This is a genomic window from Psychrobacter sp. Sarcosine-02u-2, from assembly GCF_002836335.1.
Lineage (GTDB): Bacteria > Pseudomonadota > Gammaproteobacteria > Pseudomonadales > Moraxellaceae > Psychrobacter > Psychrobacter faecalis.
The window spans coordinates 64,740-77,330 of sequence record NZ_PJBX01000175.1 but is presented as its reverse complement, the minus strand read 5'-3'; the positions used below and the strand labels follow the sequence as shown (position 1 = coordinate 77,330).

Sequence of the window (12,591 nt, the reverse complement as noted above, 5' to 3'; positions counted from 1 at the left end):
ACGCAGCGTTTGAGCAAACCTTAACCGCGCTAAATTAATCGTTTAAATGTAGATAAATTCCACATCATTTCTACCCATTAAAAAGCCAACGTCCTTTGATAATAGGACGTTGGCTTTTTCAATCTTACTAAATAGCTTTTTTAATATAGACGCTAAATCCTTGGTTTAACGTTATTTATTACTATTCATTTAACTACTTACCTTATTATTTACATCAGAATTTGCTCGCAATAACGCTAGTATAGTGCCCTTATTTTCATTACAATAAAGCAACATTGCGAAAGGCGCATTACCACGAGTAATGGCTACCTGACACGTCCATATTTATTGGTTTTCTTTGGTTTTTACTCTATTTTAGCAATCATGCTAATGGTTATATCAATTATCTCATAGACTCTGCTGGCGCTCATGCCAGTTAGATAAAGGACACTTATGTTTTCTCCTATTACGCCGCAGCGTCCCTCTTTAGCGCTTAACAAAGCAGGCAAAAATAATAACAGTCAGCGGTCCAAATGCTGTTTAACCATGGCGGTTGGGACAGCGCTTGCTTGTTTTACCTTACAAGCCAACGCCGCTAATGGCACTCCAAGCTATGAAGAGCTACCGGTAGAGAGTATCGCATTTGAGTATGATACTGATGAGGCGGCAAAAGTTGTCAATAAGCGCGTGGTCAATCCAAATGCGGCGGCTCAAAGCGACAAGGTGATTAGTAAGGAGTTTGTCGCCGAACAAGCAAGACTGTTTTATGAATGTACACAAGTACAAACCAGTGGTGCGCGTTTGGCTTGTTTTGATAAAGTTGCCGAGCAAGGCAAAACGCCGAGTTACACCACGACTAAACAACCAGTTGATTTGGCAAAAACCCTACAAAGTACCCTTGCTGGTAATCCGCAAGTTGTCCTAGTAGAAGAAAATACCACCATTTCTGCAAACAGTAATAATACAGCAAATAACGAAGCTGGTAATGGCGAGAGTTTGGATACGGTTGGATTGACGCAAAGGGAGGCGGAAGTATTAGAAAACGTCGGCGTCACCCAAGCTGATATCGAGAAATACACGCCGTTAAGTTTGGCTTATGATTTGGATAAAAACAGCGAGCGAGGTACCTGGACAGTCAGACCACACCGACCAACTTATTTGCTACCGCTATTTTATACTTTTGATCCCAATTTAGGACCAAGCACGCCGTCGCAAGATAAAGAAGAATTTACCTCTAACGACACCCGTAATACAGAGCTAAAGTTCCAGCTGTCACTAAAGACCAAAGTGATGGAGGATTTGTTTGATACCAGTGCCGATTTATGGTTTGGTTATACCCAAGAGTCGCACTGGCAGGTTTATAACGAAGACAACTCACGACCATTTCGCGCCACTGATTATCAGCCAGAGATATTTTTGACCCAGCCTGTCACAGCTGATCTGCCTTTTGGTGGCCGTCTGCGCATGTTAGGAGCGGGTGCGATTCACCACTCTAATGGGCAAGATGATCCCTTATCGCGCTCGTGGAACCGTGCTTATCTGATGGCAGGGGCAGAGTGGGGCAAATTGTCGGTCATACCGCGTCTATGGGCGCGCGTCAATAACGAGAGCTCTAGCAGTGAGGACAATCCAGATATCGAAGATTACATGGGCTATGGCGATATCAAATTTTTATATGATTTGCCTGATCAGCAAAGCCTAAGCGGTACTTTGCGTTATAATCCGAGTACCAACAAGGGTGCTGCCCAAATCGACTATGTCTATCCATTATCCAAAAACGTCAACGGCTATATTCAATTATTCCAAGGTTATGGCGAATCTATTATTGATTATAACCATGAAAATACTTCGATTGGTTTTGGTATCGTGCTAAATGACTGGAAAGGTTTTTAGAATAAACGCAGCGATGGGCATCGAGTGATGCGACACTTAGCGCCTTATCAAACTGGATTATGGCTGGCAGAGTATGGGGACATACGCTGTCAGTTGTGCCGTCTTTATCGCAGTGCGTCGCAATCACAACACCTACCAACTCATTCCTCACCAAGTCCGCCAAATAAGCATTCATTTTTTGCCAAACTGCGCCAGCAAGTTAATAACCGTTTTAACAGCGGCTTGCTTTGCTCCGATTGTCATAACAGTATCGCATGGCGACCCAAACCCTTTGAGGTTGATATCGCTTCGGGTACTGTTCTCTCTATTCAAGCAGCGACCTATTACGATTATCCGATACGTCAAGCTATTCGTGCTTTTAAGCATCATGAAGATATGACCAAGTTGCCGTTATTGCTACATGTATTACGTCAATTGCCTAGGCCGCACGGCTGTCATCAGGATAATAGTGTCATTGTTGCGATGCCGACGACGGAGCAACGCCTTATTAAACGAGGTTTTGACCCGGTCAGTATTTTAGTCGCGCAATTGTCTAAGCATTGGCACATTCCACTTTGGCAAGGCGTAGAACGTATCGATGATGCTATCAGTCAACAAGGGCTGACACGTGCCGAACGCTTAACCAACTTAGAAAACGCCTTTGCTTTAAGCGAAAACCCTCCGGTTAAACGCTTATTATTATTTGACGATGTCGCGACTACAGGTGCTAGCCTACAAGCATTAGGTCATGCTTTAAGCAGTCAATCTACAGGCTTGTCAGTCATTAATTCTAAGAACTCTCATCAATATCATCTATCAGCCTATGCGTTAGCACACGGCAGTCAATTGTAAAATCTGTTCCTATCAAAAAATTGCTTCTATTCATTTAAAATAACTATTATGTTGCTAATATGTTGCCTTAACGTTATATTATTGACACATTTTACCTACATATTTCGATTTTTATCGTTTAAATAAAATCCCATAACTCCGATTCGTGTTCTAAACGCTTAAATCAAAAAATACATTGGACAAAAGTATCGTTACTGTATGACGATTGTTTCTATTGGAACAAAAATTGCATGTATCTTAATGGATATAGTTAAAAAATAATAAGCTGAGAATAGATTTTAGAAGGGCTAGGTACGGTAATTATTACTATGACAGACCTAGCATTTATCAAAGACAATGACAGCTATAGATAGGGATTTGATGTGAACGCATCTACGAATAAGGTAGCACAAAAGTTACAAATGACCAGCTCAGGATTTACCCTGATTGAGCTGATGGTAACGATTGCCGTGCTTGCTATTATTGTCAGTATTGCTGCACCTAGTATCAGTACTCAGCTTGCCAATCAGCGCGTAAAGTCGACGACGGCTACACTGGCTAATGCGTTAAAAGAAGCGAAAGCTGAAAGCATTATTCGTCGGCAGAACCTTACTTTGAGCTATAACAATACTAGCACACCTAAAGTGATTACGATTACTGCCCCTGATTCAAACACTATCGCAAATTATAGTTATAACGTTAAAAGTACTATCAAGCCAGACACACCCGTAACTATTGTCTTTGAGCCAAGTAAACGGGTTAACACGGCACGTACTTACACAATCTGTGATAGCAGTAATAATGCGACGCCGCGCCAGATTGAGGTTAATAAAATCGCTAATATCACTACTAAATTGGGAGGAACATGTTAATGAAGAATTCAAACTCTCAAAGTGGTGTAGGATTAATAGAAGTTATGGTAGCTCTATTATTATTAGCGGTTGCGGTTTTAGGATTCAGCGCATTAAATATGGTTTCAGTGAAAGCCACAGATGATAGTGTATTAATTGCCAATGCCAATACAGTAATGCGTGGTTTATCTGAAGACTTACGATTGAATCCTGACAATATATTAATTTATCAACAGGATATTCAAAGTGTTTTAGGCAGTGTATCTGATACAAAAGATTATTGTACTGCTGTTGCAGCATATAAAGCTGCGAGTGTCACAAAAAATTGTGATAATGATTTATGCACTGCAGAGGAACTAGGAAAATATAATAGCTCGAATGCCATGCAAAAAGCCTGTGATAATGGTGTTTTATTAAATATGGTTACTTGTCCTGGTACAGCAAACAAACAATTACGCCACTGTATTATTACTTCCTGGAGTGGTACTAAACCAGTCTTTGGTGCTAATACAGACAGTAATAAAGCTTGTGCTGATACATCTGGCGTCTATTATGCAGGTTCTGACTGTTTGATTATGGAGTCATACTAATGCAAGCTAAACATACTCAAGATGGCTTTTCATTAATCGAACTCATGATTTCCCTCACACTAGGGCTTCTCATATCAGCAGCAGTTATGCAGGTTTATCTCACAAGTATAAAAACCAGTAGCGTGCAGTCCGGTGGTACAGATATATTAGAAGCGAGTATTTTTGGTATTCAAAATATTGAGAAAAGTATCAGGCTTAGTAATTTAGGTATGGCGGACTCCAATAACCCTTTCACTCCTTTAGCTGGTGTGATTATGACCAGTGATACTAGTCTAGTTAGTGCCTCGCAAACAGATAAATCTAAAAACAATATGAATGGCATTAAAATGGGTGGAACATAGAGTTGATGATAGTGATTGCTATCATTGGCATATTAGCAGCCATTGCTACACCTGCGTATCAGGTTTACTCAAATAAAGCAAAAGTTAATGCTTGTCTATCAGAAGTAAAAAGCTATGGTAACGAAGTTTTCATTGTATTAAACGATGAAGACTCTGCTTCAACTCCAAGATCACTAATCTTGAATTCCTGTCAATCTATTACGGATGCTACAGGTTGGACATTAAACACTTGGCAAAAGATTGAAGCAATTACAAAAGCGCCTTCTAACGCGCGTATCGAATGTAATATTCCTAAAGGTACGCCATGTGTGGTATTACCTTAAAGTCCTTATAAAGATTCGTTTGCCATAAAAAACCACCTATCTAAATAATAGATAGGTGGTTTTTTATTGTCTCAACGTTGTTCGGCTTTAAAACACTAGCTACTTCTCTAAATACTGAATCTTACCTTCGACGCCGTCCCACTTCGCCGCTTCTGGCAGCTGACCTTTCATCTCAGTGATGTTTGGCCATTTTTGCGCCAGCTCCTCGTTCAATTGAATAAACACTTCTTGGCCTTTTGGTACTTCATCTTCTGAGAATATCGCATTGGCAGGGCATTCAGGCTCGCATAGCGCGCAGTCGATGCACTCATCAGGGTCGATAGCAAGGAAGTTCGGGCCTTCATAAAAGCAGTCCACAGGGCAGACTTCCACACAGTCGGTGTATTTGCAAAGAATGCAGTTATCTGTAACGACAAAGGTCATAGTGGTCTACCTGTTATTGGTTTGGCAAAGTACAATTGTAAGTACTATAGCTGAAAATAAGACATATTTTAGCGCTTTTGCCACTATTTGACAAATCCCTTTAATGACTAATGATTTCCTTTAAATGATACAGTAAATCGTGCGCCTGCTTTGGCGTCAGGTTATCAGGATTAATTGCTGTCAGTTCATCTTGCAAGCTAAACAATTGATTTTGTTGTGGAATATTACTTATCGATTGAGGTTGAACATTGTCGCGTAAGCTTGGTTTTTCTACTTCATTGTAATGATTTTGCTGCTGTTTATCGTTTAACGACTTAGCTAATTCATTTTTATCATCAATGGTCTTGGTACTCTCAGTTTCTAAGTTATCTACTAAATAGCGCTTGGCATCATTTAATACCTGCGTAGGAATCCCTGCCATTTTTGCCACATGTAAACCAAAGCTAGAGCTTGCTGCGCCCTCGCGGATTTGATGGAGTAGTAGTAGTTGACCATCGATTTCACTGGCGGCGACATGCACATTACGAATGCTGGCGTGTTGGCTCTCAGCAGGGTTGACCAATTGCGTCAATTCAAAATAATGGGTGGCAAATAATGTCAGGCAACCAATCTCGACCAATCGATTGACACAAGCATGAGCGATTGCTAGACCGTCCGTAGTTGCGGTGCCGCGTCCGACTTCATCCATTAGTACCAGCGATTTATTGGTCGCCTGATTAAGGATATTCGCGGTTTCAATCATCTCAACCATAAAGGTCGATTTGCCACCTGCTAAGTCATCCGCTGAGCCAATACGAGTAAAGATACGGTCGATATCACCAATATGAGCGCTTGATGCTGGGACAAAACTACCGCAATGCGCAAGTATAACAATGAGTGCAGTTTGGCGCATATAGGTGGATTTACCACCCATATTAGGGCCAGTAATCATCAGAAGTCTTTCAGGGTCTGCATCGCTGCCGAGCGCACAGTCATTGGCGACAAAATGGCTGCTAGGTTTCGTACTGCTCTGTTGAGTAGTATTGTTAATGTTGGCGGGGTTGAGCGCCGCTTCGACAACGACATGACGACCTTGTTTAATATCAATACTGGTTTGGCTACCATTTTTCGAATAATTGCCATCTTGTGAATCATTACTCATGACTGGACGTTGCCAATTATAAAGGGTCGCAAGCTGTGCCCAATTGCTAAGCACATCTATCTGCGCGATAGCCGCGCTCAGCTGTTGTAGTTCCGCTAAATGACCGCCTAATATGGTCAATAGTTCATTATACAGCTGTTTTTCACGAGTCAATGCTAATGTTTGTGCGCTTAGATATTCGGTTTCGACTGCTTTTAACTCATCGGTAATAAAGCGCTCGCTGCTTTTGAGCGTTTGCCGACGGATAAAATGCGCAGGGGCATTTTTTGCCTGCATTTTGGGCAGTTCAAAATAAAAACCGCTGACTTTATTAAAGCCTACTTTTAAGCTAGGTAATTGGTAGTCTTGACGCGCGCGTTCAAGCATCTCATCTAACGTTACTTGGATATTGTCATGTAAGTGGGTGAGGCGGTCAAACTCAGCATCAAAACCAACTGCTAGCATACCACCATCACGGATATGCGCCGGCGGTTCTGCGATAATGGCACGCTCAATCAGCTCGGCGACAGATTGCACCGCCGGTAGCTGGTCTGGCAATTGCTGCATCAGCATGGGCAATAATCCTGCTCGCTTATGACTGATACCTGCATTGCTCAGTAGGGTATTAAGCAGCTTGCTACTAGCAATACCATCAGCCAATTTACGCAAGTCACGCGGTTTGGCGCTCATTAGACCGATACGGCTACTGATACGTTCGATATCACCGATAGCATTTAAGGTTTCACGTAAACTGCTGACCAATGAATGTTTTTCTAAATTTTCATTAACCTGCTTATTTTCGCCAAAATTATTGTCTGACTGCAAAAGGCTAGTGATTGCATCTAAGCGCAGATTAATACGTGAATGCTGACGCAGTGGGCGCTTCATTTGCTGCATGAGTAAACGACGTCCCATCGGCGTTTGACAATGATTGAGCACTGATATTAATGATGTACCATTGCTACTAACGGGGGTAAACAGCTCAAGATTTTGCTGGCTATTGGCATCAATGATTAAATAATCATCATTATATTCAACGATAAGCTGATTCACTTGTGGCACGTGGCGTTGCTGGGTTTGCCGTGCATAATGAATAAGGGCGGCGCAGCTAGATTGGGCAAGTGGCGAGTCATTAATACCAAGTCCATCGAGGCGTTGGACGTCAAACTGCTGGCAAAGCGTCTCGCTGGCATGCTCACGATGAAAGTCATTAGCCGCAACTTCGATAATAGGACAGTCGAGATTTTGCCGTAGCCACAGCAGCCAATCTTCGCCATTACTACCACTACTGTCAAAACTGTTTCCATGCACCTCGCTAATAATACATTCACTCGGCGCAAAACGTGCCAGCACCGTCAGTATTTGAGTTTGCAAACCTTCAATATCACCATGAGGCGCGCTGAGTGTTTGTGTGGTTAGGGTTCCAGCGGCTAAATCCATTTGACTAATAGCAGCTTGCATAGGTTGTTTGCTGTTCGATTTAGGAGTTTCGATATCAATGGCAACGACAGTCGGGGTGTGGTTGGGTGCAATTAAGGCGTCATCAGTAATCGTACCGGCAGTCAGGGTTTTAACTACTTCACGGCGCATGATAGTGCCGGTTGCAGATTTACTTTTATCTTTCTTTTGCTTATCGCCCATTGTCGGTGTATTGGACGGGCTGCTAGTAACTGACTCGTCAATTTGCTCACAAACGACCACTGTCTGCCCAGCTGCAATGAGCCGCGCCATATAGCTATCAGCCGCATGAAACGGTACACCTGCCATCGCAATGGTATTGCCGGCTTTATCCGTACCACGGCGAGTGAGCGTGATATCGAGTATCTGCGCCGCGCGCTTAGCATCATCAAAAAATAACTCATAAAAATCACCCATCCGGTACAGCAGTAGCGCTTGTGGATAGTTGGCTTTCATGGTTAGATATTGCACCATCATCGGCGTATGGTCGGCTAAATGATAAATAGCATCGCCGATTAGCAACTGATCGTTATTTAAATGCTCAGTTTTTACGTGCTTAGCTTTTAAGGTTTTAGATGTATCAAATATTAAAGCGTTAGGGTTTTTCGCGGATGGTTTTACGGTCATGCAGAATCTCTTATGTTGCTTAATTGGGTTTGCTTAGAAACAATGGCTGTTTTTTAGAATAAATCAGGGATGCAGGTTGGCAGTTATTTGCGTTTATTGATATCGCGAAACAGCTGCTAAATGAAGGATATAGGCACTATTTTAACACGTTCAGCGACCTTTTTACGTCGGCAAATATCTACTCGCTGCCCTTGTATCCATCGGCGTCATAACCATATATAATGACGGCACACTTAATTGGGCGATACTTCATTAAGCGACTCATCATTAGGCAGTACCTTATTATTGCGTGCTTTGTTAATCCGCATTTTGACAATCAGGGCGTTATTAATCAGTAAGTTATTAAAAGGTATTTAGTCAGTGATGATTGTCAGCATTGAAATGACCAAGCGGCAGTATATAAACCCTTGGCGAATGCGCACTAATTATCGAATATTTCCATAGGTCAAAAAATTATGTTATCAAAGATTATAGGCAGTGTCGTTGGCACCAAAAATGACCGCGAACTCAAGCGCATGCGTAGAGTGGTCAGCAAAATCAACGCATATGAGGCTGACATTCAAGCCCTGTCTGATGAGCAATTACAACAAAAAACCGCAGAATTTAAAGAAAGACACCAAAACGGTGAAAGCTTAGACGCCTTATTACCAGAAGCGTTTGCCGTCTGCCGCGAGGCTTCCTTACGCGTCAATGGTATGCGTCACTACGACGTGCAGCTCATCGGCGGTATCACCTTGCACGAAGGCAAAATCGCTGAGATGAAAACCGGTGAGGGTAAAACCTTAATGGGTACCTTGGCGATGTATCTAAACGCTATTAGTGGCAAAGGCGTGCATTTGGTCACGGTCAACGATTATTTGGCGGCGCGTGATGCCGAGTTAAACCGCCCATTATTTGGCTTTTTGGGTATGACGGTCAGCGTTATTTATTCGCAGCAGCCACCACAAGAAAAAATCGACGCTTATCAAGCGGATATCACGTACGGTACCAATAACGAATATGGCTTTGATTATCTGCGCGATAACATGGTCTTTAGCCTGGCTGAGAAAAAACAGCGTCCGCTAAATTATTGCATTATTGATGAAATTGACTCTATCTTAATCGATGAGGCGCGTACGCCGCTGATTATTTCGGGTCAAGCAGAAGATTCATCACGTATGTATGCGCTGATTAATACCATTATTCCACGGCTTAAACGCTCAAAAGATGAAGAAGCCAATAAAAATAATGAAGACGAAGATTTTTGGATTGATGAAAAAAATCGTCAAATCGAAATCAGCGAAAAAGGCTATGAGAAAATTGAGCGCTTCTTAATCGAAGTGGGCGAGCTTGGTGAAAACGAAAGTTTATATAGCCCGAGTCGTTTGCCGCTACTCGCTCACGTACAAGCGGCAATCCGCGCCCATCATGTATTTGTCAAAAACGTCCATTATATCGTTGACGACGGCGAAGTGATTATCGTCGATGAAAACACCGGTCGTACCATGCCCGGTCGCCGCTGGTCAGAAGGCTTGCACCAAGCGGTAGAGGCCAAAGAAAACGTCGAGATTCAAGCAGAGAACCAAACCCTTGCGACGACGACTTTCCAGAACTATTTCCGTCTCTATGACAAACTATCCGGTATGACCGGTACCGCCGATACCGAAGCAGCAGAGTTTAAATCAACGTATGATTTAGACGTCATCGTGATTCCAACGCACGAGCCGATTGCTCGTATCGATATGGATGACCAGATTTTCTTAACCAAGTTAGGAAAGTACAAAGGTATCATTCGCGAGATTAAAGAGATCCAAGCCAAAGGTGCGCCGGTCTTAGTTGGTACGGCGACGATTGAAGCCAGTGAAGAGTTGTCTTATCTGCTCGATCAAGAAGGCATCAAGCATAATGTCCTAAACGCCAAGCAGCACGAACGTGAGGCAGAAATTATCGCGCAGGCAGGTAGTCCAAAAGCGGTGACCATCGCCACCAATATGGCAGGTCGTGGTACCGATATTATCTTGGGCGGTAACTGGCAGTCGTTTATCGAAGATATTGATGCGGTCAGTCCGGAAGAGATGGCGCGCCTAAAAGCAGAATGGCAGGTCAAGCATGACCAAGTCGTTGCGGCTGGCGGCCTACATATCATTGGTTCTGAGCGTCATGAATCACGCCGTATCGATAACCAGTTGCGTGGTCGTGCCGGTCGTCAAGGTGACCCTGGGATGTCGCGCTTTTTCTTATCGCTTGAAGATGACTTGATGCGTATCTTCGCCGGTGACCGCGTTGTTAATATGATGCGGGCGATGGGTCTAAAAGAAGATGAAGCCATCGAGCATAAAATGGTTTCAAAATCGATTGAAAATGCCCAAGGTAAAGTCGAAAGTCGTGACTTTGATGCCCGTAAAAACCTATTGAAATACGATGACGTCGCCAATGAGCAGCGTAAAGTTATCTATGGTCAGCGCGATGACTTGCTGGCAGAGATGGATTTATTGGAGGCCATCGAAGTCATGCATCATGAAGTCTACAATGCCATGATTGATCAGTTTATCCCGCCAGGCTCTATTGATGATCAGTGGAATATCGACGGCTTAGAAGACGAGCTTGAAGATGAGTTTAAAATTTCCATGCCGATTAACGATTGGCTGGATGAAGACCGCCGCCTAGATGAAGAAGGTTTACGTGCCAAAATTATCCAAACTGCGCTGGATCGCTATCATGCTCGCCGTGAGCAAATGGGCGAAAAAGATGCCGCCCAGCTCGAGCGTCATTTTATGCTACAAAGTTTGGATAAGCACTGGAAAGAGCATTTAACCCAAATGGATCAGCTACGTAAAGGTATCCATTTGCGCGGTTATGCGCAAAAAAATCCTGAGCAAGAATATAAGCGTGAATCGTTTGAGCTGTTCCAAATGATGCTTGGTGCGATTAAATCTGAAACCGTACAAGATTTATCACGCGTCCATATCCCAACCAAAGAAGAGTTAGAAGCGTTAGAAGCTCAGCAGCGTGAAAACGCCGCGCATATGCAAATGCAGTTTGAACACAGTGATATCGACAATATGGATGGCGGCGTAGAGCGACCAGCGGCGCAAAACCGTAGCGTTGCTGCTGGCGTAACAGCAGGGTCTATCGCGAGCAGTGGTAGCAACAATGCCAGTGAGCCTGACCCATACGCTGGGATGAATATCAGCCGTAACGCGCCATGTCCTTGTGGTTCAGGCCTAAAGTATAAACAATGTCACGGTAAAATCTAAATATTGATAATCAAAAATTGTTAAGCTATGATAAAAAGTCCCTGTCTTATTTAGATAGGGACTTTTTTATAGCGATAAGATTTATAGCCATAAGAATTTCGATAGGAAAAATTATCGGGCGATATCTTCTACCTTTCTTTTTAGCACTTTTAAGTGACTGTAACTCTATTAATAAATAGTCTAACTATTAAGAATATAAAAGTAACAGCGCTTTTGTAGTGATTAATTACAAATTCAACATAGGCGTGAATTTACATACACGCTATAGTGTTTAACATATTTTTTTGGAGAGTGTCATGAATATAGAATTATTAAAACAATTTCGTACCTCTGTCGTTGTTACCGGTCTGCTCGCTGGCGCGATGACAATTAGTGCTTGTCAACAACAGCAAGAGCCAGAACCAAGTCTAGAAGACAGCATCAGTGAAGAGCAATCGGTGCCTATGTCCGCTGAGCCTGCCGAGCCAAGTGATGTGGTGGTAGATGCGCCAGTCAGCGATGTGGAAGAGGATACCGTAGCGTCTGTTAATTCTGGCGTCAAGCAAATGAGCTACTCATGTTCACCGGCACTAGCCGTCGAAGCCACTTACAAAGACGCTGACAAACAAGTGATTCTTGAGACTGCTCAAGGTACAGTAACTCTGACCAAAACCAATGATGCGACCAACCCTGAAGTTTTCAATCTAGATACAGCGTTTGACGGTGGTGAAGGCTTTATCCAGTGGCGCGTGGCGCACGAAGATCGTGAAACTGGTGTGATGCGTACTGCTGGTGCCGATTCAGAAAACGTCAGTACCTATGAATGTAAAACATCACCAGCGTCTGAAACTAAAACGGCAGAAACAGCCGCCTAACAACAAATACCTCGCATAAAAAAAGCAACGTTAACGTTGCTTTTTTTTGGTTTGGTCTTACGACTGCTTACAAAAATGCTTTATCA

General features: G+C 43.0%; 10 protein-coding genes. 8 read left to right on the top strand and 2 right to left on the bottom strand.

The genetic code is table 11. The features are described 5' to 3' along the window. Window positions 1-432 precede the first annotated feature (432 nt). The 6 genes from CXF58_RS11625 to CXF58_RS14140 all read left to right on the top strand — a co-directional run bounded on the left by CXF58_RS11625 (window position 433) and on the right by CXF58_RS14140 (window position 4,787). A complete protein-coding gene (locus tag CXF58_RS11625) occupies window positions 433-1,872 on the top strand; it encodes a phospholipase A (protein ID WP_102077578.1) in 1,440 nt (479 codons plus the stop codon). A gap of 27 nt (window positions 1,873-1,899) precedes the next feature. Continuing rightward, entirely contained in the window at window positions 1,900-2,703 is an 804-nt protein-coding gene (locus CXF58_RS11620; RefSeq protein ID WP_180952580.1) for a ComF family protein, read from the top strand. Window positions 2,704-3,104: 401 nt separating this feature from the next. After that, entirely contained in the window at window positions 3,105-3,554 is a 450-nt protein-coding gene (locus CXF58_RS11615; RefSeq protein ID WP_068406364.1) for a pilus assembly FimT family protein, read from the top strand. Next, window positions 3,548-4,123, top strand: coding sequence for a type IV pilus modification PilV family protein (locus CXF58_RS11610; RefSeq protein ID WP_145989809.1), 576 nt, complete (start codon window positions 3,548-3,550; stop codon window positions 4,121-4,123). The genes CXF58_RS11615 and CXF58_RS11610 overlap by 7 nt, the downstream gene beginning before the upstream one ends. Then, entirely contained in the window at window positions 4,123-4,464 is a 342-nt protein-coding gene (locus CXF58_RS11605; RefSeq protein ID WP_068406366.1) for a PilW family protein, read from the top strand. The genes CXF58_RS11610 and CXF58_RS11605 overlap by 1 nt, the downstream gene beginning before the upstream one ends. A 5-nt stretch (window positions 4,465-4,469) precedes the next feature. Then, the gene (locus CXF58_RS14140; RefSeq protein ID WP_068406368.1) at window positions 4,470-4,787 is read left to right on the top strand and encodes a hypothetical protein; all 318 of its coding nucleotides are present in this window, start codon (window positions 4,470-4,472) and stop codon (window positions 4,785-4,787) included. 99 nt (window positions 4,788-4,886) lie between these two features. Here the strand turns inward: CXF58_RS14140 and fdxA are convergent, their stop codons facing one another. Continuing rightward, on the bottom strand, window positions 4,887-5,210 hold the full coding sequence (gene fdxA / locus CXF58_RS11595) for a ferredoxin FdxA (protein WP_068406370.1): 324 nt from the start codon (window positions 5,208-5,210) through the stop codon (window positions 4,887-4,889). A gap of 100 nt (window positions 5,211-5,310) precedes the next feature. Continuing rightward, window positions 5,311-8,415: a DNA mismatch repair protein MutS gene (gene mutS / locus CXF58_RS11590; RefSeq protein ID WP_102077576.1), complete on the bottom strand. Its 3,105-nt coding sequence runs from the start codon at window positions 8,413-8,415 to the stop codon at window positions 5,311-5,313. Window positions 8,416-8,870: 455 nt separating this feature from the next. Between mutS and secA the strand changes: the two genes are divergently transcribed. Further along, window positions 8,871-11,651 carry a preprotein translocase subunit SecA gene (gene secA / locus CXF58_RS11585; protein WP_102077575.1) on the top strand — a complete coding sequence of 927 codons (2,781 nt, stop codon included), beginning with the start codon at window positions 8,871-8,873 and terminating at the stop codon, window positions 11,649-11,651. A gap of 296 nt (window positions 11,652-11,947) precedes the next feature. Continuing rightward, the gene (locus CXF58_RS11580) at window positions 11,948-12,505 is read left to right on the top strand and encodes a hypothetical protein (RefSeq protein ID WP_068406375.1); all 558 of its coding nucleotides are present in this window, start codon (window positions 11,948-11,950) and stop codon (window positions 12,503-12,505) included. Window positions 12,506-12,591 lie beyond the last annotated feature (86 nt).